We start from the raw sequence: 26279 nt of genomic DNA, 5'->3' as shown, positions 1-26279 counted from the left end.
GGTATGGCATTTTCTGTTATTTTAAAAAAGGCAATACATTTGTTGTATGGAAAATGTACTCAAACAATACTTCTCTAAAAAGTTCGGATATATTGACTTTGATGCCAGCTCCGCAGACGATATCGCTTACGAAACGTATAATGCTTACATTAAGGTCTTGTTCCTGGAAGCAGGAGCAAGTATAGTAGTTGATTTTAAAGAATATCATCTTCAGCAGGATGCGCTGTTCTTCGTCAACGCCGGACAATGGTATAAATGTGCAGGAAACGGGGCACTCCTGTATTATAACCGTGATTTCTATTGCATACAGATACACGACAAGGAAGTAGCCTGTGATGGATTACTATATAATAATGTATACGACATCCCTGTAGTATACCTCGACCAAACCGCTTCCATGCAGATGCGCCATATCTTGCAGGAAATCAAAGCAGAAGCAGTCAGTGAAGAAAGCAATACGGAAGAAATGATCAGAATCTTTCTTAAACAACTGATCATCCGTTCTACCCGTATGTGGAAGAAAACGCACGAACTGTCAGAGAATAGCGCTACACAGGAAGTGGAGTTCATCCGCAAATTCAGTCAGCTGGTAGAAACCCACTATGTTCAGCACCACAATGTAGCTGAATATGCGACCTTATTAAACATTACCCCCAAAGCGCTCAGCAAAAAGATATCCAAGCATAGTACAAAAAGCCCCAATGACATCATTAAAGACCGCATCATCCTGGAAGCAAAACGCCTGCTGATTCATACCGACCTGAGTGTGAAAGAGATCGGTTATAAGCTGGGCTATGAAGATCCGGCTTATTTTGTACGCCTGTTCACCAATCAGACGGACACCTCCCCCCTCCTCTTCAGAAAAAAATACGCAGAAGGGGAAAAAGTACAATAACTGTCGTTATTCGTGCATTGATAAGGCGCATTAGCCGTAGTAGTTTTGTGTTATCAAATCAAACAACTATAATCAACACAAGATGAAAAAGCAAATACTCTCTCTCGCAGCTGCTACCATATTAAGCGCAGGCGCTTTCGCCCAGGCGGTTAATCCTGACAATGATCCGAACATTGACCGCAATACCAAAGCGTTCCTGCATGCTTTAAATACCAGTGGCGGAGCACCTTTGGAAACACTAACTCCGAAGGATGCACGTGCAGTACTGGTGGGTGCGCAGAAGAGTGTGAAAGTAGATATATCCGGTATCACTGTTACTGAAAAAACAATCACCCAGGATGGTCAGACAGTGAAGCTGCACATCGTTCGTCCGGAAGGCGCAAAAGGTATCTTACCGGTGTTTATGTTCTTCCATGGCGGCGGATGGGTACTTGGTGACTTCCCGACTCACCAGCGCCTTGTACGCGACCTGGTAGTAACTTCAGGAGCGGCCGCAGTATTTGTAGATTATACACCATCTCCTGAAGCACATTACCCTGTTGCGATTAATCAGGCGTATGCTGCTACCAAATGGGTGGCCGCTAACGGTAAAGAAATCAATGTAGATGGAAAACGCCTGGCTGTTGCCGGCAACAGTGTAGGTGGTAATATGGCTGCTGTAGTAGCACTGATGGCAAAAGACAAAAATGGTCCTGCTATTAAACTCCAGGTACTGCTGTGGCCTGTAACAGACGCTAACTTTGAGACTGGCTCCTACAATCAGTATGCAGAACAGCGCTTTCTGACTAAGAACATGATGAAGTGGTTCTGGGATAATTATACTACTGACGCTGCCGCCAGGAAAGAGATATATGCTTCTCCGTTACAGGCATCCGTAGAACAGCTGAAAGGCTTACCTACAGCGCTGGTACAGGTTGCAGAGAATGACGTATTGCGTGATGAAGGCGAGGCATATGCCCGTAAACTGGATGCTGCCGGTGTAAACACTACCCTGGTAAGATATGAGGGCACGATCCATGACTATGGTCTGCTGAATCCTATCGCTGAAAATACATCTACCCGTGCCGCCATGTTACAGGCAGGTACTGAGCTGAAAAAGCACCTAAGCAAATAGTAAAAAACGAACAATCAGTAATAAAAGAAGCATGCAGCGAAGTCCTTTGCTGCATGCTTCTTTTATTACTGATTTCCTGATTACTGATTCTTTATTTCCCTATATTTGGTTACACCAAAACCCAGATATGCTACACTTAGGCCTCATACGTGAAGAGAAACACCCCCACGATAACCGCGTGGCCTTCACCCCACAACAATGCCAATGGATTAAAAAGCATCATCCACATGTCGATATTACGGTACAGCCATCCCCCTGGAGATGTTTTACCGACGAAGAATATAACGCTGCCGGCATCACCGTTGCTGAAGACCTGTCCGACTGTAACGTGCTGCTTGGTATTAAAGAGGTGCCGGCAGACCAGCTGATGCCACATAAAAAGTACCTGTTCTTCTCGCATACGCGCAAGAAACAGCCGCACAACAGGGAAATGCTGCAAACTATTCTGCAGCAACACATCACGTTAATTGACTACGAATGCCTGGTACACGAAGATGGGGCCCGCATCCTGGGATTCGGATTCTTCGCCGGTGTCGTAGGCGCACACAACGGATTACTGACCTACGGCAAAAAGACAGGCGCTTACTCCCTGGTACCCGTACACCGTTGCCATGACTTCAAAGAGCTGATCAACCACTATTTCGGCGCGAAACTGCCTCCGTTAAAGATCGTTATCACTGGCTCCGGCCGTGTAGCCGCTGGCACACTGGAAGTAATGGGACTACTCGGCATTAAATACATCCCGCCGGAAGAGTTTCTGATCAACTCCTACACCTACCCCGTATATACCCAGCTGAAAGCCGGAGAACTATATCTCCGCAAAAGCGATAAGACCTACAGCAGAGAAGATTTTCACCTGCACCCCGAGCAATATGACTGCCGCTTCCTGCCTTTTGTAACCGCCGCAGACATTCTGATGAACGGTATTTATTGGGATGAACGCATCCCACCACTGTTCACCTGGAACGATCTCGCTAAAGACAATTTCCGCATTAAAGTCATTGCCGATATCACAGACGATACAAACGGCTCTATTCCCTCTAACCTCGGCGACTGCACTATTGATGATCCGGTATACGGTGTGGACCGCCAAACGCGTGAGCGTACCGCTCCGTATCTATCTGATACCCTGGATATGATGTGTGTGAGTAACCTGCCGAATGAACTGCCCAGGGACGCATCTCAATACTTCGGGGACCAGCTCATGAAGTATGTATTTGACGAATTGCAGAAGGAGAATAGTGTAACCATCAGCAATGCCACCATCGCAGATAATGGTGCATTGACAGCACGGTTTGCCTACCTGCAGGACTATGTGGAAGGCAGGTAAGTGTTATCGGAGAAGTAACAACTAGTTTGTAACGATAATATATAACTTACTGCCATTGAATGCATGGTTAGCTTTTCTCGCAGATCGCCCTCTGCGCTGGGTATTCCGTACCATTAACATCTCTACCTCACCATCAGCTTTTCATAAACAGGAAGATTTTTCTGCCCGGTGATATTATCCCTGGTGCATTTTTATGCCAGGAACTGGTTGCCTGGCCAGTGTCTTATCCATCCAAAGAAAGTAACATCATATATAATTGACTTATAAATCATGCTGATAGCACACTAAGCGGGCTACCAAGCGAGGTTTGATTGATTATCAAGCCGTTACCACCCCGTAGGAATAACTCTTTATCCTGCCCGCCCTATCTCTGCCGGAGACAACTGCTATTCTCCGTAATAGCTGGACCAATCGTGCCGAAACTACCATCCGCTATTGCTCTGACAAGGCTTTGATCTTTACTCCAAATGAGTACTAATACATCACCATAAGGGCACCTCAATATCCCTTCGATATACAGATGCCCTTTTAGTGCCCTTATGGTGCCATGAAAATATGAAGATCAAAGCCTTTTTAAAGGCTGGAAATGACGTATTCAGAACGGCAGTGCGATAACCCAGGCCATTCTGTTTAAGAATAATAATACGGGAGAGCTTTACAGGAACAGATAGTACGGCTGCAGAAGCCTGGCGAACTCGGTGGTATAAGTCTTTTTATCTGCCTGGCGGATGGATAGGAACTGCTCTCCGAGCGGGGCAGTATGGCGTCCGAATATACCTACACTGCGGAAATAATCATGCTGTTCACTCTGCTTCACATGTAATACATCCTGAAGTACAAATCCGGCTTTGGCCGCCAGTTGCACAAAGTCGGCAAATGGCCGGTAAGGAAGCAGCACAGAGAATTGGCCGGTGGCAGATAAGTGCCTGTCTATTACCTGCAGCAGCTCAATGTAGTCCAGTGTGGTAGCATGCATAGCCTGATTGCGTAACTGATTCACACTTTTCAGGTCAGACTCGTAAAAGGGAGGGTTTGTGATGATAAAGTCGTAAAGAGTCGTCGCAGCCAGGTCCTTGGCATCGGTAGCAATCACCTGCAACCTGTCGGACCAGGGGGAGGCGGCAAAATTGGTACTGGCCTGAGTGGCGGCAGCAGTATCCAGCTCAATACCGGTGATAGTGGCAGCAGGTACCTCCTGTGCCAGCATAAGTGATAGCAATCCTGTCCCTGTACCAATATCCAGTATACGGTGTACAGGTGGACGGGTGGAAAGATAAGCAGCGGTATATGCGCCTTGTACGCAGGCATCTGTGCAGACTTTCATCGCACAGGCGTCCTGGTATACGGTAAATTGTTTGAAACTGAAGTAGTGATTGGCCATGGTTTATTACTGATGATCAAAACCGGCCCTTGCTCCCGGAACAGCATCCAGTCCGACGAACTCGCCTGCCTGATACTTATACCAGGCGGTAATGGCGATCATGGCAGCATTGTCTGTGCAATACTCAAACTTCGGGATATAAGTCTGCCAGCCATGCTTTTCTCCATACTGCTGTAATGCGTTGCGCAGGCCTGAGTTAGCGCTTACCCCACCGGCAATACCGATTTGTCTGATACCTGTCTCTTTTGAAGCTTTGACCAGTTTATTCATCAGAATACTGACGATTCGGTGTTGAATGGAAGCACAGATATCGGCCATATTATTTTCTGTAAACTGCGGATCTTTCTGCTGCTGTTCCTGCAGGAAATACAGGATAGAGGTTTTCAATCCGCTGAAGCTGAAGTTAAGGCCGGGGATCTGCGGTTCGGGAAATTTGAACCTGTCCGGATTACCTTCGCGGGCGTATTTATCGATCAGCGGACCACCGGGATACGGCAGTCCGAGTAACTTTGCACTTTTATCAAAAGCCTCACCGGCAGCGTCGTCCAGTGTTTCTCCAATTACTTTCATCTGCAGGGGACCGTCGCAACGTACGATCTGGGTGTGGCCACCGGAAACTGTCAGGCAAAGGAAGGGGAAAGAGGGCTTTTCATCACCGATGAAGTTAGCCAGCACGTGTGCCTGCATGTGGTGTACAGCGATTAGCGGGATATCCAGGGCAAGCGCCATGGATTTGGCAAAGCAGCTGCCTACCAGCAGGGAGCCTATGAGGCCGGGAGCCTGGGTAAAAGCGATAGCATGGAGTTCTTCCTTGCGTACGCCGGCCACTTTCAGCGCCTGGTCTACTACAGGAACTATGTTTTCCTGGTGTGCACGGGAGGCCAGTTCGGGCACTACACCGCCGTATTGCTCGTGAATAGTTTGATTAGCAATAAAATTAGACAGGATCTTTCCGTCGGCCAGTACCGAAGCACTTGTCTCATCGCACGATGACTCTATGGCCAGTATTTTTACAGACATGCCTGCAAAGGTAGGAAATTATTCACCTTTTATCAGTTGCTCCGGATAGCCACTACCGGGTCGAGTTTGGACGCCATGTAAGCCGGGATGAAGCCTGCGATGATCCCTACGATAGAAGATACGGATAAGCCGAGAATGATATTATTGATAGTGAGGGTAAATTCAAAGAAATCAAAACTGTTGACTACCACGGTAATCAGGTATACGAGTAACAGGCCCAGTAAGCCGCCGAGGATACATAGTATCATGGATTCCAGCAAAAATTCCATCAGGATCACCTTTTTGCGTGCGCCGATGGCTTTTTTGAGTCCGATGATATTGGTACGTTCTTTTACCGTTACGAACATGATATTCGCAATCCCGAAGCCACCTACGATCAGGGCAAATCCGGCTATCAGCCATCCGCCCATATTTACCATACCAAACACTTTATTGAGGTCGCCGCTTACTGCGGTAATTTCGTTCAGCGAAAAATCGTCTTCTTCCTTCGGGCGCAGTCTGTGCATGCTGCGCATTACGCCCCTCAGTTCATCTTTGAGTTGCAGGACGGTACTGCCCGGGGCTGCCTTGACAAGAATGAAAGGGTCTGCGAAACGGCGCTCATCTACGATGGTACGGCCATAGAGGTAAGGCACGATGACACAGTTATCATAGTTTACGCCATCGACCAGGCTGGCTCCCTTTTTCTTCAGGGTGCCGATTACCCTGCAGGGGCGACCGGAAATAGCGATTATTTTTCCCATGGCCTGGTCAGGTGTACCGAACAGTCCTTCCCATATATTAGCGCCCAGAATGGCTACATTAGCGCCGTTTTCATTCTCTTTACCGGCAAAGTACCGGCCGGAATTGAATGCTAGCGACTGAATACGGTCATAGTCTCCACTTACGGCGAAGAGTTCTGTGCCCTCCATATATCCGTCTTTATACTCTACTCTTTTACCGCTGGAAGAGAAGGCAAATGCGGACAGGCCGGCGCTCTGGACCTTCTCGCGGATGGGGTTCATCTCCTGATATTTGGGCAGGGGGCGGTTTACATACTTCCACCAGGGAAAGTCCGGCCCTCCGTCCCAGGGCCATTTCTGAATATATACAACGTCGCTGCCGAGGGATTCTACCTCATTGCGGACATTTCTTTCGAGACTATTAGTAGCGGTGAGTACGGCGATGATACAGAATATACCAATGGTGATACCCAGTAGGGATAAAAACGTGCGGAGTTTGTTAACCCGCAGCTCAAGAACTGCCATCTTGAGGCTGTTCCATAAAATTTTGATCGTGGCAATCATAGATACATGTAAATTAATGATTAAACGTGACAATTCCGTACCTTTGCACACATTTTCGGTCATAATCTAATATGAAGTACGCAAACGAGATCAATAAAAGAAAGACATTCGCCATTATCGCCCACCCGGATGCCGGTAAGACTACCCTGACGGAAAAGTTCCTCCTGTTTGGGGGCGCTATCCAGACGGCAGGCGCTGTTAAGTCAAATAAGATCAAGAAACATACGACCTCTGACTTTATGGAAATAGAACGTCAGCGTGGTATCTCCGTGGCAACTTCCGTAATGACCTTTGAATACAGGGATGTACTGGTTAACCTGCTGGATACACCCGGTCACAAGGACTTTGCTGAAGATACTTATCGTACGCTGACAGCGGTGGACAGTGTCGTACTTGTAATTGACTGTGTGAAGGGGGTAGAAACGCAGACCGAACGACTGATGGAAGTCTGCCGTATGCGTGATACACCAGTTATCATATTTGTGAACAAACTGGACCGTGACGGTAAGAATCCGTTCGACCTGCTGGACGAACTGGAAGAAAAACTGGATATACGTGTACGTCCGCTGAGCTGGCCTATTAACATGGGTACAGACTTCAAAGGTGTATACAACCTGTATAATAAGAGCTTTGTATCTTTTGCGCCTAACAAAAAGGCGACAGATGAAGATGTGGTAGCCCTGAGTGATCTGAGCAGCAGTTACGTGGATGAGCACTTCAATGCACAGGATGCCGCGCAGCTGAGAAACGACGTGGAACTGATTGAAGGTGTCTATGATACTTTTGATAATACAGATTATCTGCAGGGTAAGATGGCCCCTGTATTCTTTGGTAGCGCCGTAAACAACTTCGGTGTAAAGGACCTGCTGGATACCTTTGTGGAGATTGCTCCGATACCTCGCGACAGGCCGGCCAGCACCCGCGAAATCAAAGTAGATGAAGAGAAGTTCAGCGGTTTTATCTTTAAGATACATGCTAACCTCGATCCACGCCACCGTGACCGTATCGCCTTCCTGCGTGTATGTTCCGGCCGTTTCGAGCGTAACAAGTTCTATAAGCACGTACGTCTGGAAAAAGACATGCGCTTCAGCAACCCATATAGCTTCCTGGCGCGTGAGAAAAACATTGTAGATGACGCTTATCCGGGCGACGTGGTAGGTTTGTTTGATACCGGTAACTTTAAGATCGGAGATACCCTTACAGAAGGTGAAAAGTTCTATTTTACAGGTATTCCAAGCTTCTCTCCTGAGTTATTCAAAGAGGTGGTGAACAAGGATCCGATGAAAACGAAACAGCTGGAGAAAGGTTTACGTCAGCTGACAGATGAAGGTGTAGCCCAGTTGTTTACCCAGCACAATGGTAACCGTAAGATCATTGGTTGTGTAGGAGACCTGCAGTTTGAAGTAATTCAATACAGACTGTTGCAGGAGTATGGCGCATCTTGCCAGTTTAATACCCTGCCTTTCTATAAGGCATGCTGGATCACAGGCGATAAGCAGAAAGTGGAAGACTTTATCCGCTTCAAACAATCGAACGTTGTGGAGGATAAGGATGGCTTGCTGGTATACCTGGCGCAGTCAGAATGGTATCTGAATACGGAACGTACCAACAATCCGGACATTGAGTTCCATTTCACTTCTGAAATACATAAGTAAAAAAACAGCCGCTTCCTGTGATCAGGAGCGGCGTATTAAGTAATTGTACGACCAACTCAAATCGAAGTACAATTGCAGACTGTCCTTAGTATGTAAAACAATAACGCAAAGCTATATCAGCTTTGCGTTATTGTTTTATGCATTTGGGAAATTGATTTACGCGATAGGGAAATCAATTATAACAGTAGCTTTACTTCCTGACATATTGCAGGATGATCTCCCGGGTAGTTTTACCTTCCTTACCTTCAAAATGTGCATCCATATGTGTTTCGTCTTTCCAGCGGTAAATAATTTTCTGCGGATAACGGCTCTGCAGGTTTTCAGCTACAAACCCAACAGATTTCAATACACGTAATTTAAACCTGACAGGTTCACCTGTTTGCTCATCTCTTACAGCAGCGATAGTAAAGTAGAGGCTATCTCCTTCCTGGAACAGCTGCATATCATCTATCTTGGTACTGTCGCCTCCCTGGATGCGCATAGTACGTCCTTTCCAGCTATGATCCCCTGTTTTTTTCCATTTCTCAGCATAGATACCCAACTTGGTCTTCATGGTCCAGTACCCTTCTATCCTGTTGAGGTAGTGTACGTCTGCTAAACGAACCTGTGCGCTGGCCAAGGCAGCCGCGCACAGGAAAAGTATTGTAAGAACATTACTGCGGAACAACAGCCTCTTCCCCATACATCTGAGATTTATACTTATGAGAAGGGGAAGCGATGAATGGTCCGATGTTGAGTGAAGCCCATTTCTCATCCACCTTTCTGATCGTCTCATCATCAGCAACAATGATATTAGGCCAGTCACGTTCAAAGTTGTCAAGCGCACGTGTTTTCAAGGTACCATCCATACCGATACCAGCGCCTAGTTTACCCGGGTGACCATGAATGGCAGGACGTACGACGAAGCTATCGCGGCGAGGGTCCAGGTTATTACAGAAGCGCCAGAGGGCTGACGGCAGGTCCTGTACATCTACAGTATGCTCAACAAACAGTACCATCTTTATACCGCCCAGATCAGGAAGGTTATAGAGCTGTTCGTTCAGTTCTTTTACATGCAGCGGACGGGCTTTTTCAACAGCCACCAGGATCACCGGAATACCCTCTTTCAGCAGAGAGTCGTTGATATCTTTGATTTCAGGGAAGCGTTTCATTACACCCTCCCGGTTGAAGATGTGATTGGTAGTGATCAGTTCACCATTACCTTCCAGCTCTTCTTCATACTTACGGGTACCATCAATACACATCTTTCCGCCAAAGCCCATTTTAGAACACGAGTGGTCCAGCACATCCATCGGTCCCTGGCTCAGATAGATATCTGTGGCCGGGTTGAGGTGTCTGAATACATATTGTGCCAGTTGCTTATAGTTCTGGATATTTGTGCCTTCATCCGCTACAACCAGTATTTTGTTGAACATCATTTGTCCGGCACCCCACATAGCGTTCATTACCTTCTGGCCCTGACCCGGATAATCCTTTTTAATCTGAGCGATTACTAAGTTATGGAATACGCCTTCTACCGGCATTTCCATATCGATCATCTCAGGTACCATTGTCATTTTGATAGGAGCCAGGAACACTCTTTCAGTCGCCTTGCCGATCCATGCGTCTTCCTGCGGAGGAATACCGACGATGGTGGAAGGATAGATAGCGTCTTTCCGGTGCGTGATAGCTGTAACATGAAAGCGGGGGTACCAGTCGGCAAGGGAGTAATATCCGGTATGGTCACCAAATGGGCCCTCCCATATCAGGTCTTCCTCAGGATCTACATACCCTTCAATTACGAAGTCTGCATCCGCAGGTACTTCGAGTTCAGGCTGGGAGATACATTTTACCAGTTCTACTTTCTGTTTGCGCAGGAAGCCGGCCAGCATGTATTCGTCCACATTCTCAGGCAGTGGTGCGGTGGCAGAATAGGTGTATGCAGGGTCCCCACCCAGGATAACGGCAACCGGCATGCGCTTTTTCAGCTTTTTATATTCCATGAAGTGCTTCGCAGACACTTTATGTTTATGCCAGTGCATACCCGTCAGGGTTTTATCGAATACCTGCATACGGTACATACCCACGTTGCGGGTACCACTGTTTGGATCTTTGGTATGGATGACAGGCAGTGTAATGAATGGACCGCCGTCTTTGGGCCAGCACTGCATTACCGGAATCTTGCTCAGGTCAGGTTCACTCATTATTACTTCCTGGCAGGCCCCTCTGCCACTGACAACTTTAGGCATCCAGGAGGCGAACTGTCCTAATTTAGGCAGCATGGATAACTTATCCAGCAGGCCTTCTTTAGGTTTGGACAGCAGTTTAATGAGCGATTCGATCTCATTCGCCACATCATCCAGCTCCTGTACGCCCAGGGCCATGCACATACGCCTGTAGCTACCCATGGAATTGATCAGCACAGGGAAATCATATCCGGTATTCTCAAAGAGCAGCGCTTTACCTCCGTTGGGTGATTTACTTACCCTGTCGGTGATTTCAGCAATTTCCAGCTTCGGGTCTACATAAGTCTTGATCCTTATCAGCTCTCCTGCCTTTTCTAATGTATCAATGAAGTGTTTCAGGTGCTTATATGCCATATTTCTAAATGCTATAAATGCGAATGACGAATTACAATCGGTGCAAAGATACACACAATCGTAATTCGTCATTCTTAATTCCGGTTCCCTTCAGACCAAAAGCATCTTTAGACGCTTTCCCGGCAGCAACTGCCGGCTGACTGGAACAATTATTTTATAGTCCAACTACAATCGGACCGGTAGCGATCACTACTTTCGGAGAACGCTGGTATACCACTCTTGGACGTGGAGGCGGTGGAGGAGCGGGTACATACACTACCTGAGCGGGTTGTACATACACCACCTGCGCAGGAGCCGGTGCCGGACGGCAACCATAATACGCGCCTCTGTAATCCCTGTTACAATCGTCCCAACGACCCTGGTGTACTCTGTATTTTTTAGGATGACAGTCATTGCGGCCATGTCCTCTTTTGCCTTGAGCCTGTGCACCGAGTATACCTCCCCCTATCAGCAGTAATACTAATACTATCTGTTTCATACGTTGTTCGATTTTAGTAGTTGAATGGAATTAAATTAGATTGGAATAGTTGTCCGCTTGTTGAATGAATAATTTGATAACTAAAGATAATGGTGTTTCGTGTTTGCTATTAAACGGTGTTTTTTTGTGTCTAGTATGTGTATTCGTCGAAGACGGTTTTTTGTCCCGTCTGCTATATACTTTTTCAATAAGCATGCCAGAATTTCTTTGTAGAAACAAATAGCCGTTTTCAGCGAGACGGCTGTTAGGATAAAAACAGAACGACCGGTACTAGGCAGCACCGGTCGTCTGTAACTTGAAACCTATACAACAGTATTATTTAAAAGAACCTCGGACACTGAGAGGCTTTCTGCCGCTTCCAGTGATTGTATCCGCCACTGCCGCCACCGAAACGATAGCTAAGCGTAAAGCCGGAGAACATATACCAGTCCTTGTATTTATCAGAACCACGTGTTGTGCCGTCTGGCGGGTAAGTACTCCGCGACACGTGCGTACCATTTACTTCATCGCCACGAAATGCATAGTCTACAGCCTGGCGGCCGCGAGACCTTAACAGGCTGTTCCTGTCAACGTAGGTCAGACTCACATCATCCAGGTAGTCGGTAAATGTTTTACGCAGGCCAATTTCAAATCCTGCCACCAGGTTATCCCGCAAAAGCACTTTTACACCAGCACCAAACGGAATAGAAAACTGGCGGATATTATAAGGCTTGCGGGTTGGATACTGGCTCATGCCCTGCCCTTCTGTAGAGAGTGGCCTGAGTTTTACAGTATTCCCGTTGGCATCTTTGGTGGTAGGGTAAAAGCTGTAGAACCCTACGCCGCCATGAATATAAGGTGTGATCTTTTTTTCATCCAGGTCCAGGAAGTTGATTTCCACGCCTACCTGTGCTTCAAACACGGGCGAGCGGAAGCTCAGATTCCTTCTCAATAGGAATGTATCAGTATTTGTGCTGTCTGCACCGGCAATACGGCCGTAAGTTAATCCGGCGCGCAGGGTAAGATAACGATTGATATCCCTTTTTACGTGAAGTCCGACAGCATAACGGGTGTAACGCATATCCACACGTTTCTGGGTAAGGTCTCCGCTGTAATTGGATATACCAAGGAAACCTCCTGCCTGCCAGTATTGGCTAAAAGCGGTAAAAGGGGCGCACAGCAGTACAATAACAACCACGCTTTTCCAAACAGCACCAGGTACATGATTCTTCAATAAACTTAGATTTGGCATCAATAAAGGGGATTGATTAACGATCTTATTTTATTTGTTCCGGAGACGCCCGGACGTACTTCAGCAGGTATAAGGGGTAAACAGGCAGAACAATAGCAATAATTGTACTAATTCTACTTAAACGCCGGAATTACATAAAAATTGTTAAAATCCGATATTCCGGGGGGTGCGAAACTAAGTATTTTCTCCCTCTCCTCACAAAAAGTACTCAATAACATTAATTGTTAAAATGTTTTTTTCCTGTATATGGACCCAAAACCTTAAATTCGACTACTATCGCTTAATGATTTATGTATATGTACTACTAGCTTGTAAGTAAACGGCAGCCTGGAAAAACCCACAGACACCAATTAACACCTCAAATTAATATAATCTATGACCCACAACCCTCCGGCTCGTGAAATGGAGCTGATGGCCCTCAAAGCATTAAGTTATGCAGATGATCATATGTCTGACTCATTCGAGATGAAAGACGTTGCCGATCACCTGGGTATATCCTACTCTTATTTCTATCATAGTTTCACAACCGTTATCGGTGAACCGTACTGGCAATATGTGAAGCGCCATCGCCTGGAAGTATCTGCAGGATTGTTAAGACATAGTGCTTACAACATCAGCGAAATAGGTGACAGAACAGGATATGCTACAGTAGCCGCCTACACCAAAGCCTTTACTCAATTATTCGGTAAAAGTCCCCGCAACTTCCGCAAGATCGACACACTGCCCAACGAACAGCGTACGCTCGAAACCATCAATCATATTGTACAGGCTTTTGATAAAAAAGGTACACTCATCACTCCCCTTTTCAGCTTTGAACGTACTGAAACTGATCACCTGCCTGACAGCACCCTGTTTTACACGTTGTTGTCCCGCGGCCAGGACCCGGTTGCCCAGATGATTATGAAGATGAACCGCGAAGAACAGCGTATGCGTGAGATCATCAGTAATAATTACCTGGTCAACGCAAAGGTGATTACCAGTACATTGGATTCTGTACCGGTTACCGAGTACGAGCGAATGAGCATGTACGCAGGCATTCTCATACCCAATAAAGATATTACACCTGCACTGGAACATACGATGGCTGCTGAAAAGCTGATGATCAAGCGCATGCCTGGTGGACATTATATAACGTTGCCGGTGCCAACCGACTTCGCAACAGCAGGCATCCCGATGTACGAGTTTATGGACAGAAATATCAAGCAGGGCGTCTTTAAAATGAGCGGTACGCACTTCTTCATATCAATACTGTCGCCTAACTCCTGTGTGATCTATATTCCTCATTTCAAACAACTCATATAATACAACTTTTCTATTTCCCTCTTTAAAATCTATATTTGAGGGAAATAGATCTGTCCATGAATGAAGTAAAGCTGCCGTTTAATGCCAGGCTGGCGTTTACCCTGTTATGCATAATACTCTTGATTTATATTGCCCGGCTGGGGCATGAGTTAATCGTTCCCCTGGCTTTTGCCACACTGGTAGCTATCATGCTCTTACCCATGGCTAGTCAGCTGGAGAAATGGCGTTTCTCACGGGGCATGGCTGCTTTTACAGTTATCCTGTTGTTCGTTTTTTTACTGGTAGGGGTAATGTTGCTGGTGGCAACACAAATGGGGTCTTTTGTGGCGGATTTCCCACAGTTGCAGCAACAACTGTTGCTATCACTGGACTCCTTACAGAAATGGGTAAACGTAAAGTTCCATATTGACGCAGCCAGGCAAATGGATTACCTCGAACAGATGGCCATGGGCACATTGGGCAGCGCAACTTCCTTTATCAGCAGCACCCTGTTTTCACTATCCTCTCTGTTGATTTTCATTGTATTCGTACTGTTATATACCTTCTTCCTGCTATTTTACCGTACACTGATCATTACCTTTCTGATACGTTTATTCAGAGAAAAACACCGGGATAAACTGCTGGATGTAGTTATGCAGACACGCTATATTATCAAGGGATATGTCTCCGGACTGATGATAGAAATGGTGGTAGTTGCCATCGTCAACTGTGCAATGTTGTGGGTGTTTGGTGTAAAGTATGCCACACTGCTCGGTATCATGGCAGCGTTGTTTAATCTCATTCCCTACTTCGGTATTTACGTCGCCACCATACTCTGTATGCTGCTTACCCTGACCAATAGTTCACTGGCAGCTGCTATACAGGTAGGAGCCGGATTATTACTGGTACATTTTGTGGACAGCAACATCCTGCTACCGCGCATTATGGGATCCAAAGTGAAAATCAATGCGCTGGTAACTGTACTGGGCGTAGTCTCCGGTAACCTGATATGGGGCGTACCGGGCATGTTCCTCGCTATTCCATTTATCGCTATCCTCAAAATCATCTTTGAGCATATTGAATCCATGCAACCCTGGGCCATATTGCTGGGTGATGTGACTTTAAAAAGAAAGAGCGGAACGGTCGCGACGCCAAAAGGACCAAACCCCGTCAGTGAATAAACCGTTACGATGGAAATACCCACGCTTACAACCGGCGATATCAGTCTCCGGGCAATTGATGAAAGAGACATCGCAGCGCTCTTCTCCCTCTTTTCTCATGAAAAGGTTGTCCGCTTTATGGATATTGAGCGATTCGCGAATGTTTCTGAAGCAGTACAGCTGATCTCTTTTTTCAGAGAAAAGCTGGCCAGCGGAGAAGGCATGCGTTGGGCGGTGACCATCAATGGCCGTAATGAACTGATTGGCACCTGTGGCTTCCATCATATCAATCGTACTCACTATAAAATGGAGCTAGGTTACGACCTCCTGCCCGCTTACTGGGGCAAAGGTATCATGACCGACAGCATTCATCGTTTACTGCAATTTGGTTTTGAAGACATGCAGATCAACAGGATCGAAGCATATGTAGATCCTGCAAATCTCAATTCCTGCAGACTACTGCAACGCCTGGGCTTTGAGCAGGAAGGACTGATGAAAGAAGCCTTCTATCAGAAGGGAATATTCGTAGATGCGCTGGTCACCAGTCTGCTGCAGAAGAACTACAAATACGATATGCAGTTCTGACAACGCCTATAAATTTCCGGACGCCTTTACCTGCTGAAATTGTCTTGTTACATTGTCAATCGTATTAAGTGCCATGTACAATTATTGCAGCTGTTTTATTACGTTTGTAATCAGAAGATCATTACACTAATGAATTACAGGAACGCTACGCTGGAGGACCTTCCGGAAATTGTCGCTATTTACAATACTACTATTGCGGGCCGGATGGTTACCGCTGATACAGAACCCGTAACTGTTGACAGCAGGATGCAGTGGTTCAATGTGCATTCACCTGAAAAGCGGCCGTTATGGATGGTCGAGGACAACGGCATTACTATAGGCTGGGCGAGTTTCCAATCCTTTTATGGACGCCCGGCATATGACGGTACTGCGGAGATCAGCATTTATCTGCATGAAGATCACCGGGGTAAAGGGTATGGAAAAAAGATCCTGACTTATGCCATGGAACAATGTCCGGCAATAAAGGTTCACACCCTGCTGGGGTTCATTTTTGCGCACAACGCTCCTAGTCTCAGGTTGTTTGAACAGCTGGGATTTAAGGAATGGGCGCACCTGCCCAATATTGCAGTACTGGATGGCGTGGAAAGAAGTCTGAATATTCTTGGGAAAAGAATCTACTGATCATGTGGTGGATATATGCTTTACTCTCTGCTTTATTTGCTTCGCTGACAGCCATCTTTGCGAAGGTGGGCATCAGTGGCGTTAATTCTGACCTGGCGACGGCCATCAGAACCGTCATTATTCTGTTGATGGCCTGGGGAATTGTTATTTTCCGGGGAGAGGGCAAAGGACTGCAGCATTTATCCAGGTTCAGTCTGACATTTCTGGTGCTGTCAGGTATGGCTACCGGATTATCCTGGATCTTTTATTTCAAGGCGTTGCAGATGGGTAAGGTATCCCAGGTAGCCCCGGTAGATAAGTTAAGCGTTGCTCTAACTATTATATTATCGGCCATCTTTTTACAGGAAGTACTCACAATTAAGACAGTTATCGGGGCAGGATTGATCATAGCCGGAACGCTGGTGCTGATCTTATGACGGATGGTCAATTTAGAATAATTCCCACTGCCAATAACGTACAAGTTATTGATTATGAACTCCTGTCACAAGAATCATTTTAATAGATCATCGAAACCTTGCTGAGGATCGCACGCCATTTTGTCCCGAATGCCCCCTAAGGGCCTTTAATTATAGTTTGGACGAACAAGCGACGAAGACGCGACGAACAAGCGACGAACAAGCGACGAACAAGGGACGAACAAGGGACGAAGACGATACAAAATGGAATACTCACATTTTTATAAAAACCAAAGGGCATGTCCTGGTTGGACATACCCTTTGGAACTATGACATATGGCAATTAGCTACCGGCTTTCTGCCAGTGCAGTTGCTTTTGTTATTTTATATACACAGCGGCGGTTACCGGCGATAATATGATCTACCCGGCTGACGTTCACGTCTTCCCCCATGAGTGCGCGGAAGGTATTGAGTTCTGATTCGCAGATATTAGCACACTGAGTGGCTGCGCAGCATATAGGACAATGATTTTCAATGAAAACAAAGCCATCTTCTTCTGCTTTCCATTCTGCGAGGTAGCCTTCGGAGGATCGGATACTGGCAAATTTGGCTAATCTTTCAGCCAGGCCAGTAATACCGGTCATGGCTTTCATATATTTATCCTGCTGCTGGTACTCGCGGGCAGCCACTACTTTTTCAAGGGCAGCTTCTCCAAGTTCCTGGCGGATAGTTTCTATTAATTGTAAAGTCAGCTCAACATGAGTATCAGGAAAATGGGCATGGCCAAGTGGCGTAAGATCCCATATCTGTACAGGCCGGCCTACTCCCCTGGCGGATGTAGCCGATACCACAAGCCCGTCGTCGGCCAGCTTCAACAGCTGAAGCCGGGCACCCTCTCCTGTTATACCTAATGCGGCTGCCAGCGTAGCGGCCGATTGAGGCCCCTTCGTCTTCAGTAACTGCAGAAACTTGTCGGCAGTTGCTTTTGTGATGGGTCTATAATTTTCCAAGTTATTACTTGTTTTATTCTCAAATGTCGTAATTTTGTAGGAGTTAAAAAAATTTGTTGCCAGAACAACAGCTTAAAAAAGAGGAACATTCAATGAACGTCTTGATCTTCAACGGCACAATGGACAGCAGCCCTTATACAACTGCCAATCAGTTGACGGGCTACTTCGAGGAGCAATTCCGACAGAAAGGATTTTCTACGGAGGTGTTCAGCCCTGTTGACGGCCATATACCGTTTTTTGCATATCCAAAGGGAGAAATGCCTGATTCCGTTAAAAAGATGTGTGATGCTTTCTGCAAGGCGGACGTGCATGTGTGGCTCACTCCGCTTTATCACGGCAGTATGACCGGCGTTATGAAGAATGCGTTGGACTGGCTGGAGATGACCAGCAAGCTCAGTAATCCTTATTTAACCGGAAAGGTTGTAGCTTTGGTGTGCTGGGGGGATGGTTCCCAGGCCATGCAGGGGATTAACGCCATGGATTCGGTAGCAAAGGCACTCAGGGCATGGGTACTGCCTTTTTCAGTACCTATTATGAAAGAACATCTGTATGACCAGGAGACGAGAACATTTACCCAGTCATACAAGAACAAGTTCGACAGAATGATCTCTCTCTTAGGGGATGCACGGATCGGTGAAAGAGCGCCGGTAGCAAACGTGAATGTTAATCTCTGAGAATGAGGCAACTTGCATAATCACACGATGGTGAAATCTGTATAAAAGGAAGCATAATGATAACAGTATCAGAAAAAGCAGGCGAATATATAAAAGACCTTATGGTCAAGGAGAATCATGCTCCCGGTACTTTCGTACGCGTAGGCGTAAAAGGTGGCGGTTGCTCAGGACTGGAATATGTGTTGAAATTTGAGAGTGACGATCATCAGGAAGGAGACCAGACCTTTGAAGATAAAGGTGTTAAAATTGTGGTGCAGATGAAAAGCCTCCTGTACCTGTACGGCACTGAACTGGATTATTCAGATGGTCTCAATGGTAAAGGGCTTTATTTCAATAACCCTAACGCTACCCGTACCTGTAGCTGTGGGGAAAGCTTCGCGGTATAATTAATTATTACCAACAGGCTTCTGCATTACTTAATTAACTCGGAAAATGAGAAACAGCAACGAAATAATAGATGATATAGCCAACCGGGAATACGAGTTTGGCTTCACTACCGACATTGAGATGGAGATGGCGCCGGTGGGTCTGAATGAAGACACCATCCGTTTTATCTCTGCTAAAAAAGAAGAACCGGAATGGATGCTGGAATGGCGTCTGAGAGGGTTCCAGGCATTCAAGAAAATGCAGTTCCCGAAATGGCAGCATTTTGAGATGCCGGAGCTGGACCTTCAGAAGCTGTCTTATTATGCCGCTCCGAAGAAAAAGAAACAGCTGAACAGTCTGGACGAAGTTGATCCGGAACTGCTGGCTACTTTTGAAAAGCTGGGTATTCCTATCAACGAACAGAAAGCACTGGCCGGCGTTGCTGTAGACGTGGTGTTTGACAGTGTTTCCGTTGCTACTACCTTCAAAGAAAAACTGAACGAACTGGGTATCATTTTCTGCTCATTTGGTGAAGCCGTAAGGACGCATCCTGAGTTGGTGAAGAAATACCTGGGTACTGTCGTTCCTCATTCCGATAACATCTTTGCCGCCCTGAATGCTGCAGTATTCTCCGACGGCTCATTTGTATACATTCCTAAAGGCGTACGCTGTCCGATGGAACTGAGCACCTACTTCCGTATCAACGCGGAAAATACCGGCCAGTTTGAACGTACCCTGATCATTGCTGATGATAATTCCTACGTAAGTTACCTGGAAGGCTGTACCGCTCCCAGACGTGATGAGAACCAGCTGCACGCAGCAGTAGTGGAACTGATCGCACTGGAACAAGCAGAGATTAAATACTCTACTGTACAGAACTGGTACCCTGGCGATAAAGATGGTAACGGCGGTATCTACAACTTCGTGACTAAACGTGGTATCTGTAAGGGTAAGAGCAGCAAGATTTCCTGGACACAGGTAGAGACAGGTTCTGCTATCACCTGGAAATATCCGAGTGTGATCCTGCAGGGTGATGATGCTGAAGGTGAATTTTACTCAGTAGCAGTAACCCGTAACAAACAGATTGCAGATACCGGAACGAAGATCTATCACCTGGGCCGTAACACCCGCAGCCGTATCATCTCCAAAGGTATTTCCGCAGGAAACAGCGATAATACTTACCGTGGACTGGTACAGGTTGGGCCACGCGCAGCTAATGCACGTAACTTTACCCAGTGCGACTCCCTGCTGATAGGTGATCGTTGTGGCGCACACACCTTCCCGTATATTGAGTCAAGGAACAGTACTGCTACCGTTGAACACGAAGCAACTACTTCCAAGATCGGGGAAGACCAGATTTTCTACCTCAATCAACGGGGTATAGAAACAGAAAAAGCAGTAGCACTGATCGTAAATGGTTACGCGCAGGAAGTACTGAACCAGCTGCCAATGGAGTTTGCCGTAGAAGCGCGCAAACTGCTTTCTATCACACTGGAAGGTAGCGTAGGATAATAAAACAATTTACAAAGCAAAAACAACAGAGAAACATACAATCATGCTGACGATTAAAAATCTGCACGCAGAAGTAGACGGTAAAAAGATCCTGAAAGGCATCAACCTGGAAATCAGGAAAGGTGAAATGCACGCCATCATGGGCCCTAACGGCTCAGGAAAGAGCTCATTGTCTTCTGTGTTAGCGGGTCGTGAAAATTATACTGTAACAGAAGGTGAAGTGATCTTCGAAGGAAAGAACCTGCTGGACCTTTCTCCGGAAGATCGTGCACGTGAAGGCCTTTTCCTGGCGTTTCAGTATCCGGTAGAAATCCCGGGTGTATCCAACCTGCACTTCCTCAAGACTGCCTTGAATGAGATCAGAACTTACCACAATCTGCCTCCGCTGGAATCCAAAGAATTTCTGAAGCTGACGAAAGAAAAGCAACAGCTGGTAGATTTTAATGCTAATCTGATGAACCGTTCTCTGAACGAAGGCTTCTCCGGTGGTGAGAAAAAGAGGAATGAAGTATTCCAGCTGGCTATGCTCGATCCGAAATTAGCGATCCTGGATGAAACTGATTCCGGCCTGGATATCGATGCACTCCGTATTGTTGCTGCGGGCGTAAACAAATTGCGCAATGCAGATAAGGCTTTTATGGTTATTACCCACTACCAGCGTTTGCTGGAATACATCGTGCCTGACTTTGTACACGTACTGTATAATGGTCAGATCGTAAAGACCGGCACCAAAGAACTGGCGCTGGAGCTGGAAGAAAAAGGCTACGATTGGCTGAAAGAAGAGGTACACCAGAAAGAATCTGTATAACGCAATAAGAAACCATGACGAGCGATAAATCATTTTACGAATTTATATCCAACGGGGTACCCGGACCGGAGCAGAAAGTGGATGCAGATAACGCAATCATGCCTGCGCGCAAGCTGGCTTTCAGCCGCTTCAAGGAACTGGGACTGCCTACCGTTAAAACTGAAGAATGGCGCTATACTAACATACAGCGCTTTCTGAAAGACGCTTTTACCCTGGCACAGGAAGAGCAGGGCGCTGTAACAGCAGAGCAGCTCAGCAATGCCGGTATCCCTCAACTGGACAGCTACCGCGCTGTACTGGTGAACGGACGCCTGCAGGCTAACCTGTCTACGCTCCCATCCGGTGGCAAAATTACCGTTTCAAAAATCAGCGATGCAGCAGGCAATACACAGCTGCAGGCATGGTTTGACAAACACCCGCACCTGCAGTCGCAGCCTTTCGCTGCACTGAATGCGGCGTTGTTTGCTGATGGTCTCTTTATAGAGGCAGGCGTTAATGCCGCCCTGGATAAACCAATCCATATCATTCACGTATATACAGCTTCTGCTAACGCTTTCATTCAGCCACGCCACCTGGTATTGCTGCATAAGAGCGCTACGCTGGAGATCATTGAAAGCGCCATCGGCCTGAACGATGCTGCAATCACTTTTGTAAACGGAGTGACTGAAGTGGTACTGGAAGAAAATGCGGAACTCTGGCATTACAATATCCAGAGCACCATTAAAAACAGCCGCCACATCTATCATACTTCTGCTACTCAGAAAGCAGACAGCCGCTATCATCACTTTAACTTTACCCTGCCATCTGCAGAACTAACCCGTAATAACCTCAGCGTAGCGCTGACAGGTAGTAATACGGAAACTAATCTGCACGGCCTCTACCTGGCTACAGGCTCTCAGCATGTTGATAACCACACCTTTGTGGATCACCTGGTGGCAAACTGTAACAGTAATGAGCTGTACAAGGGCGTACTGCTGGACGACGCTAATGGCGTATTCACCGGCAAAATCCATGTACACCAGGATGCGCAGAAAACAAACGCTTTCCAGCAGAATAATAACCTGCTGATGAGCGAAAAGGCTAACATCAACTCTCAGCCACAGCTGGAAATATACGCAGATGATGTGAAGTGCAGCCACGGTTTTACCGTAGGTCGCTTCAGTGAAGAGTCTCTCTTCTACCTGCGTTCCCGTGGTATAGGTGAAGAAGCCGCCAAATCACTGCTGGTGAATGCATTTGCATTTGATATTACCGACCAGGTACACATACCGGCATTACAGGATTTCCTCGCAGATAAGATCCGCCAGTATGTAGCCGGCGCTATAAATAATTAATTCGATCAGAAATTCCGATCTTTGCACGAGGTCATCCAGGTTCATCCCGGATGACCTCTGATGCTTCAGAGACGAATGATAAATAATAGAGTATTATGCAACACGTACCAGATACTACTGTTCCGGCAATAGATGTAGAAAAGATCAGAAAGGACTTCCCGCTGTTACAGGAGAAAGTATACGGCCAACCACTCGTATACCTCGACAACGCGGCCACTACCCAGAAACCGCAAGTTGTACTGGATACGCTGATAGAATACTACACCCGCATCAACAGTAACGTACACAGAGGTGTACACCACCTGAGCCAGGAAGCTACCAATGCTTACGAAAACTCCCGTAAGACCATTGCCGGATTCCTGAACGCACGTAAACCCGAAGAGATTATCTTTACCAAAGGTACTACCGATGGTATCAACCTGATCGCCTACGCATTCGGCCGTGGCGAGATAAAACCAGGCGATGTGGTACTGGCCTCCGCTATGGAGCACCACTCCAATATCGTTCCCTGGCAGATGATGTGCGAAGACCGTGGCGCTACACTTCAGATCATCCCTATGGATGATAAAGGAGAGCTGATGATGGACCAATTCAGCGCATTACTGACAGATAAAGTGAAGATCGTCGCAGTTACCTACGTGTCCAACGCACTCGGTACCGTTAATCCTGTACGCGATATTATTGCCCAGGCACACGCACGCAATATTCCGGTGTTGCTGGATGCAGCGCAGGCTGTTCAGCATATGCCGGTAGATGTGCAGGAACTGGATGTAGACTTCCTGGTATTCTCAGGCCATAAGATCTACGGACCTACCGGCTCCGGCGTACTCTATGGTAAAGAAGAATGGTTAGACCGTCTGCCGCCTTACCAGGGTGGTGGCGACATGATCAAAACAGTTACCTTCGCAAAAACTATTTATAACGTTCTGCCTTATAAATTTGAAGCAGGTACCCCCGATATCAGTGGCGCTATCGGACTGGAAGCAGCTATCAAATACGTACAGCAGATCGGTGTTGAAAATATACAGGCATGGGAAGAACAACTGGTGGAATATGCAATGCAGCAATTCCAGCAGATAGATGGACTACGCTTTATCGGTAACCCACGCAACCGCTCTGGCGCTATCTCTTTCCTGATACAGGATATCCACCCGTACGATCTGGGTGAATTGCTGGACAAACAGGGTATCGCTATCCGTACCGGTCACCATTGTGCAGAACCAGTAATGGACTTCTTCTGCATTCCTGGTACTGTACGCGCTTCATTTGCCGTATATACAACCTTTGAAGATATAGACAGATTAGTGGCCGGTATTAAAAAAGCCGCCGCTATGTTAAGATAACCAGGATTATGACTATCAAAGAAAAACAGGACGAGCTGATATCAGACTTCTCCTTTATGGAGAACTGGATGGATAAATACGAACATATTATTCAACTGGGTAAGGAACTTCCGCTGATTGACGAAAAATATAAAACACCGGATCACCTGATCAAAGGATGTCAGTCGCAGGTATGGCTGCACACCGACATGCAGGACGGTAAGCTGATATTTACAGCAGACAGCGACGCCGTAATTACCAAAGGGCTGGTTAGCCTGATGATCACGGTTTTCTCCGGACAAACGCCTAAAGATATTGCAGCAGCTGAAATATATTTCATAGATGCTATCGGTTTAAGCAATCACCTCTCTCCTACCCGCTCCAACGGGCTACTGAGTATGCTTAAACAGATAAAGCTATACGCAATAGCGTATGAGGCGAAATCTCAATCACAAAAAAATGGCACAGAACTATGAGCGAAAATACAATGACACTACGCGACCGGATTGAAGAAGTGCTGCGCACTGTATATGACCCGGAGATTCCGGTAAATATCTTTGAGCTGGGCCTTGTCTACGAGATCAGAATTGGTGACAACAACCGTATTGGTATCATCATGACGCTGACAGCGCCGGGTTGCCCGGTAGCCGGCGACATCATTCGTGAAGTTGATGAAAAGGTCAGAGCTATCGAAGATGTCTCTGATGTGGATGTCACCCTTACCTTTGATCCACCGTGGAATAAAGAAATGATGAGTGAGGAAGCGCGGCTGGAACTCGGATTTATGTAAATAGAATAGATGTCCGGAACTTATGGTAGTTGATGCGTTGTTTCCGGAATATTGATTTAATAACAGGAACTAAATATTGGAATATGCGGATAGCTTCGCAAGAGTTTCAATAATTAGTTCCTGATTTTTTTTGTTTGAAGTATGTGTTAATAGCCCTGTTACTCCCCTTTCCTGCTGCTCTCAGAGATCTCATTTCTGCACATTACGTTGGCCTTTTCCGCACCTGAAGCCGCTACACTCAATATATAAATACTATTTTCTTATTGCTGATTCTTAATTGTCTGGCTACATATTTGCTTTGAACCAACCGGTCGTTAAGATTGTTAAATGGTTCCATACCTTTGTCATTCTTATTTACCTTATAAAACTCATTTATGTTAGAACAATTAACACAACTGATTCAACAAAGTGGTCTGCAATCTGTCATCAACAATCCACAAGTACCTAATCAGTACAATGACGGCGTGATAGCAGAAGCACAAAATTCCATTCTTTCCAAGTTTGGTCAGCTGAATGCCAATGGAGAGACACAGCAGGTGAATGAAGCCCTTCAATCTGCTGATCATCCTGTTACACAAAACATTCAGCAGAACTTCGCCGGCAACATTATGGAGAAGTTTGGCATCAATAGTGCAACAGCTGCAAGTATTGCAGCAACCCTGATTCCAGCAGTATTAAGTGCGCTGAGAGGCGGACAAGCTGGTGCCGGACAAGCTGCAGGTGGTGGGTTTAATATCCAGGATATTCTGTCATCCATTGCTGGCGGCAATTTAGGCGGTGCTTTGGGCGGCGGTAATCTGCAAAACACTATCAGCAACATCGGTGGTAAACTTGGTCTTGACAAAGACGGAGATGGCGATGTTGACCTGAACGATCTGAAGAAGATGTTCAGATAAGTACATTCCCCGGACGATTTCTAACAACTCCAATCGATAATTATGAGAAACAAACACTTGAGTACTGCTATCCTCTGTCTGGCCCTCGCTGCCATGGTTGCCTGTAAAGGAAAACCTTCTGATTCACAGATTCAGACTAAAGTAACAGAACAACTCAGTACCATGCCTGAGGTAACTGCAGATGTAAAAGACGGTGTAGTTACATTAGCAGGTAATGCACCGGACGAAGCGGCAAGAGCTTCAGCAGAAACGGCCGTAGCCGGCGTAGAAGGCGTAAAGAGTATTACCAATAACATTATGGTAACTCCTCCTGCCGCCCCCGCGCCTGTAGCTACAGATACAGCTGCAATGGCAAATCCTGCTGATGAAGCACTTCGTACCGGTGTTGCCGATATTACAAAAGACTTCCCTGGCGCTAATGTAAAAGTGGAAGCCGGCGTAATTACGGTTACCGGAGAATTATCTGCAGCAAAATGGAAAACACTGAAACAGGCGCTGGATGGCCTGCATCCTAAAAGAGTTGATGCATCAGGTCTGAAAGTAAAATAACCTTCTA

Annotated in this window: 27 protein-coding genes; 19 read left to right on the top strand and 8 right to left on the bottom strand. The window is 46.5% G+C overall.

Features of this window, described 5'->3' with window-relative positions; all coding sequences use genetic code 11:
- Positions 1-46: 46 nt before the first annotated feature.
- From K1Y79_RS26195 to K1Y79_RS26185, 3 genes are all read left to right on the top strand, one after another.
- A complete protein-coding gene (locus K1Y79_RS26195) occupies positions 47-895 on the top strand; it encodes a helix-turn-helix domain-containing protein (protein ID WP_220253175.1) in 849 nt (282 codons plus the stop codon).
- An 82-nt stretch (positions 896-977) separates the two neighbouring features.
- Complete coding sequence (locus K1Y79_RS26190) at positions 978-2009, top strand: alpha/beta hydrolase (protein ID WP_220253174.1); 1032 nt, start codon at positions 978-980, stop codon at positions 2007-2009.
- 127 nt (positions 2010-2136) lie between these two features.
- Entirely contained in the window at positions 2137-3339 is a 1203-nt protein-coding gene (locus tag K1Y79_RS26185; protein ID WP_220253173.1) for an NAD(P)-dependent oxidoreductase, read from the top strand.
- Positions 3340-3994: 655 nt separating this feature from the next.
- Here K1Y79_RS26185 and K1Y79_RS26180 read toward each other — a convergent pair.
- From K1Y79_RS26180 to K1Y79_RS26170, 3 genes are read right to left on the bottom strand one after another with little or no spacing between them, the layout of a single operon-like run.
- A complete protein-coding gene (locus tag K1Y79_RS26180; RefSeq protein ID WP_220253172.1) occupies positions 3995-4720 on the bottom strand; it encodes a tRNA1(Val) (adenine(37)-N6)-methyltransferase in 726 nt (241 codons plus the stop codon).
- A gap of 6 nt (positions 4721-4726) precedes the next feature.
- Entirely contained in the window at positions 4727-5740 is a 1014-nt protein-coding gene (tsaD, locus tag K1Y79_RS26175; protein ID WP_220253171.1) for a tRNA (adenosine(37)-N6)-threonylcarbamoyltransferase complex transferase subunit TsaD, read from the bottom strand.
- 32 nt (positions 5741-5772) lie between these two features.
- On the bottom strand, positions 5773-6987 hold the full coding sequence (locus tag K1Y79_RS26170; protein ID WP_220253170.1) for an ABC transporter permease: 1215 nt from the start codon (positions 6985-6987) through the stop codon (positions 5773-5775).
- A gap of 110 nt (positions 6988-7097) precedes the next feature.
- Here K1Y79_RS26170 and K1Y79_RS26165 point away from each other — a divergent pair, with 110 nt between their 5' ends.
- Entirely contained in the window at positions 7098-8681 is a 1584-nt protein-coding gene (locus K1Y79_RS26165) for a peptide chain release factor 3 (protein ID WP_220253169.1), read from the top strand.
- 190 nt (positions 8682-8871) lie between these two features.
- Here K1Y79_RS26165 and K1Y79_RS26160 read toward each other — a convergent pair whose 3' ends face one another.
- From K1Y79_RS26160 to porG, 4 genes are all read right to left on the bottom strand, one after another.
- The gene (locus K1Y79_RS26160) at positions 8872-9363 is read right to left on the bottom strand and encodes a DUF6265 family protein (protein ID WP_220253168.1); all 492 of its coding nucleotides are present in this window, start codon (positions 9361-9363) and stop codon (positions 8872-8874) included.
- Complete coding sequence (locus tag K1Y79_RS26155; RefSeq protein ID WP_220253167.1) at positions 9335-11260, bottom strand: menaquinone biosynthesis decarboxylase; 1926 nt, start codon at positions 11258-11260, stop codon at positions 9335-9337. The genes K1Y79_RS26160 and K1Y79_RS26155 overlap by 29 nt, the downstream gene beginning before the upstream one ends.
- A 154-nt stretch (positions 11261-11414) precedes the next feature.
- Positions 11415-11738 (bottom strand): hypothetical protein, encoded by a 324-nt coding sequence (locus K1Y79_RS26150; protein ID WP_220253166.1) that lies wholly within the window; start codon positions 11736-11738, stop codon positions 11415-11417.
- 319 nt (positions 11739-12057) lie between these two features.
- Positions 12058-12969 carry a type IX secretion system protein PorG gene (gene porG, locus K1Y79_RS26145; RefSeq protein WP_220253165.1) on the bottom strand — a complete coding sequence of 304 codons (912 nt, stop codon included), beginning with the start codon at positions 12967-12969 and terminating at the stop codon, positions 12058-12060.
- Between the two features lie 375 nt (positions 12970-13344).
- Here porG and K1Y79_RS26140 point away from each other — a divergent pair, with 375 nt between their 5' ends.
- From K1Y79_RS26140 to K1Y79_RS26120, 5 genes are all read left to right on the top strand, one after another.
- Complete coding sequence (locus K1Y79_RS26140; protein ID WP_220253164.1) at positions 13345-14271, top strand: helix-turn-helix transcriptional regulator; 927 nt, start codon at positions 13345-13347, stop codon at positions 14269-14271.
- A gap of 56 nt (positions 14272-14327) precedes the next feature.
- Positions 14328-15431, top strand: a complete 1104-nt coding sequence (locus K1Y79_RS26135) for an AI-2E family transporter (RefSeq protein ID WP_220253163.1) — start codon at positions 14328-14330, stop codon at positions 15429-15431.
- A gap of 9 nt (positions 15432-15440) precedes the next feature.
- Positions 15441-15995 carry a GNAT family N-acetyltransferase gene (locus tag K1Y79_RS26130; RefSeq protein WP_220253162.1) on the top strand — a complete coding sequence of 185 codons (555 nt, stop codon included), beginning with the start codon at positions 15441-15443 and terminating at the stop codon, positions 15993-15995.
- A gap of 129 nt (positions 15996-16124) precedes the next feature.
- Positions 16125-16616: a GNAT family N-acetyltransferase gene (locus K1Y79_RS26125; protein ID WP_220253161.1), complete on the top strand. Its 492-nt coding sequence runs from the start codon at positions 16125-16127 to the stop codon at positions 16614-16616.
- 2 nt (positions 16617-16618) lie between these two features.
- Entirely contained in the window at positions 16619-17032 is a 414-nt protein-coding gene (locus K1Y79_RS26120; protein WP_220253160.1) for an EamA family transporter, read from the top strand.
- A 326-nt stretch (positions 17033-17358) separates the two neighbouring features.
- On the opposite strand, the gene K1Y79_RS26115 is transcribed toward K1Y79_RS26120, so the two are convergent.
- Positions 17359-18021 (bottom strand): helix-turn-helix transcriptional regulator, encoded by a 663-nt coding sequence (locus K1Y79_RS26115; RefSeq protein ID WP_220253159.1) that lies wholly within the window; start codon positions 18019-18021, stop codon positions 17359-17361.
- 92 nt (positions 18022-18113) lie between these two features.
- On the opposite strand from K1Y79_RS26115, the gene K1Y79_RS26110 reads away from it, so the two are divergent.
- The 10 genes from K1Y79_RS26110 to K1Y79_RS26065 all read left to right on the top strand — a co-directional run bounded on the left by K1Y79_RS26110 (position 18114) and on the right by K1Y79_RS26065 (position 26272).
- On the top strand, positions 18114-18695 hold the full coding sequence (locus K1Y79_RS26110; RefSeq protein ID WP_220253158.1) for an NADPH-dependent FMN reductase: 582 nt from the start codon (positions 18114-18116) through the stop codon (positions 18693-18695).
- Positions 18696-18751: 56 nt separating this feature from the next.
- Positions 18752-19081, top strand: coding sequence for a HesB/IscA family protein (locus K1Y79_RS26105; protein ID WP_220253157.1), 330 nt, complete (start codon positions 18752-18754; stop codon positions 19079-19081).
- Between the two features lie 46 nt (positions 19082-19127).
- A complete protein-coding gene (gene sufB / locus K1Y79_RS26100) occupies positions 19128-20573 on the top strand; it encodes a Fe-S cluster assembly protein SufB (protein ID WP_220253156.1) in 1446 nt (481 codons plus the stop codon).
- A gap of 43 nt (positions 20574-20616) precedes the next feature.
- Positions 20617-21381: a Fe-S cluster assembly ATPase SufC gene (sufC, locus tag K1Y79_RS26095; RefSeq protein WP_089814446.1), complete on the top strand. Its 765-nt coding sequence runs from the start codon at positions 20617-20619 to the stop codon at positions 21379-21381.
- Positions 21382-21395: 14 nt separating this feature from the next.
- Entirely contained in the window at positions 21396-22715 is a 1320-nt protein-coding gene (gene sufD, locus K1Y79_RS26090) for a Fe-S cluster assembly protein SufD (protein WP_220253155.1), read from the top strand.
- Positions 22716-22810: 95 nt separating this feature from the next.
- Entirely contained in the window at positions 22811-24058 is a 1248-nt protein-coding gene (locus K1Y79_RS26085) for an aminotransferase class V-fold PLP-dependent enzyme (RefSeq protein ID WP_220253154.1), read from the top strand.
- Positions 24059-24066: 8 nt separating this feature from the next.
- Positions 24067-24513 (top strand): SufE family protein, encoded by a 447-nt coding sequence (locus K1Y79_RS26080; RefSeq protein WP_220253153.1) that lies wholly within the window; start codon positions 24067-24069, stop codon positions 24511-24513.
- Complete coding sequence (locus K1Y79_RS26075) at positions 24510-24827, top strand: iron-sulfur cluster assembly protein (RefSeq protein WP_220253152.1); 318 nt, start codon at positions 24510-24512, stop codon at positions 24825-24827. Before K1Y79_RS26080 ends, K1Y79_RS26075 begins: the two co-directional genes overlap by 4 nt.
- Positions 24828-25201: 374 nt before the next feature.
- Entirely contained in the window at positions 25202-25723 is a 522-nt protein-coding gene (locus tag K1Y79_RS26070; RefSeq protein ID WP_220253151.1) for a hypothetical protein, read from the top strand.
- 42 nt (positions 25724-25765) lie between these two features.
- Complete coding sequence (locus K1Y79_RS26065) at positions 25766-26272, top strand: BON domain-containing protein (RefSeq protein WP_220253150.1); 507 nt, start codon at positions 25766-25768, stop codon at positions 26270-26272.
- The last annotated feature ends 7 nt before the right edge of the window (positions 26273-26279 follow it).

It is taken from the genome of Chitinophaga rhizophila (genome assembly GCF_019492185.1).
In the GTDB taxonomy this organism is placed as follows: Bacteria; Bacteroidota; Bacteroidia; order Chitinophagales; family Chitinophagaceae; genus Chitinophaga; species Chitinophaga rhizophila.
Note: the sequence above shows the minus strand (reverse complement) of the source record. Positions and strands in the feature narration are given on the sequence as shown.

Excerpts from the sequence above, each read along its gene's own strand:
- K1Y79_RS26195 (WP_220253175.1), top strand. The coding sequence starts at position 47 with ATGGAAAATGTACTCAAACAATACTTCTCTAAAAAGTTCGGATATATT.
- K1Y79_RS26190 (WP_220253174.1), top strand. The coding sequence starts at position 978 with ATGAAAAAGCAAATACTCTCTCTCGCAGCTGCTACCATATTAAGCGCA.
- K1Y79_RS26185 (WP_220253173.1), top strand. The coding sequence starts at position 2,137 with ATGCTACACTTAGGCCTCATACGTGAAGAGAAACACCCCCACGATAAC.
- K1Y79_RS26180 (WP_220253172.1), bottom strand. The coding sequence starts at position 4,720 with ATGGCCAATCACTACTTCAGTTTCAAACAATTTACCGTATACCAGGAC.
- tsaD (WP_220253171.1), bottom strand. The coding sequence starts at position 5,740 with ATGTCTGTAAAAATACTGGCCATAGAGTCATCGTGCGATGAGACAAGT.
- K1Y79_RS26170 (WP_220253170.1), bottom strand. The coding sequence starts at position 6,987 with ATGGCAGTTCTTGAGCTGCGGGTTAACAAACTCCGCACGTTTTTATCC.
- K1Y79_RS26165 (WP_220253169.1), top strand. The coding sequence starts at position 7,098 with ATGAAGTACGCAAACGAGATCAATAAAAGAAAGACATTCGCCATTATC.
- K1Y79_RS26160 (WP_220253168.1), bottom strand. The coding sequence starts at position 9,363 with ATGGGGAAGAGGCTGTTGTTCCGCAGTAATGTTCTTACAATACTTTTC.
- K1Y79_RS26155 (WP_220253167.1), bottom strand. The coding sequence starts at position 11,260 with ATGGCATATAAGCACCTGAAACACTTCATTGATACATTAGAAAAGGCA.
- K1Y79_RS26150 (WP_220253166.1), bottom strand. The coding sequence starts at position 11,738 with ATGAAACAGATAGTATTAGTATTACTGCTGATAGGGGGAGGTATACTC.
- porG (WP_220253165.1), bottom strand. The coding sequence starts at position 12,969 with ATGCCAAATCTAAGTTTATTGAAGAATCATGTACCTGGTGCTGTTTGG.
- K1Y79_RS26140 (WP_220253164.1), top strand. The coding sequence starts at position 13,345 with ATGACCCACAACCCTCCGGCTCGTGAAATGGAGCTGATGGCCCTCAAA.
- K1Y79_RS26135 (WP_220253163.1), top strand. The coding sequence starts at position 14,328 with ATGAATGAAGTAAAGCTGCCGTTTAATGCCAGGCTGGCGTTTACCCTG.
- K1Y79_RS26130 (WP_220253162.1), top strand. The coding sequence starts at position 15,441 with ATGGAAATACCCACGCTTACAACCGGCGATATCAGTCTCCGGGCAATT.
- K1Y79_RS26125 (WP_220253161.1), top strand. The coding sequence starts at position 16,125 with ATGAATTACAGGAACGCTACGCTGGAGGACCTTCCGGAAATTGTCGCT.
- K1Y79_RS26120 (WP_220253160.1), top strand. The coding sequence starts at position 16,619 with ATGTGGTGGATATATGCTTTACTCTCTGCTTTATTTGCTTCGCTGACA.
- K1Y79_RS26110 (WP_220253158.1), top strand. The coding sequence starts at position 18,114 with ATGAACGTCTTGATCTTCAACGGCACAATGGACAGCAGCCCTTATACA.
- K1Y79_RS26105 (WP_220253157.1), top strand. The coding sequence starts at position 18,752 with ATGATAACAGTATCAGAAAAAGCAGGCGAATATATAAAAGACCTTATG.
- sufB (WP_220253156.1), top strand. The coding sequence starts at position 19,128 with ATGAGAAACAGCAACGAAATAATAGATGATATAGCCAACCGGGAATAC.
- sufC (WP_089814446.1), top strand. The coding sequence starts at position 20,617 with ATGCTGACGATTAAAAATCTGCACGCAGAAGTAGACGGTAAAAAGATC.
- sufD (WP_220253155.1), top strand. The coding sequence starts at position 21,396 with ATGACGAGCGATAAATCATTTTACGAATTTATATCCAACGGGGTACCC.
- K1Y79_RS26085 (WP_220253154.1), top strand. The coding sequence starts at position 22,811 with ATGCAACACGTACCAGATACTACTGTTCCGGCAATAGATGTAGAAAAG.
- K1Y79_RS26080 (WP_220253153.1), top strand. The coding sequence starts at position 24,067 with ATGACTATCAAAGAAAAACAGGACGAGCTGATATCAGACTTCTCCTTT.
- K1Y79_RS26075 (WP_220253152.1), top strand. The coding sequence starts at position 24,510 with ATGAGCGAAAATACAATGACACTACGCGACCGGATTGAAGAAGTGCTG.
- K1Y79_RS26070 (WP_220253151.1), top strand. The coding sequence starts at position 25,202 with ATGTTAGAACAATTAACACAACTGATTCAACAAAGTGGTCTGCAATCT.
- K1Y79_RS26065 (WP_220253150.1), top strand. The coding sequence starts at position 25,766 with ATGAGAAACAAACACTTGAGTACTGCTATCCTCTGTCTGGCCCTCGCT.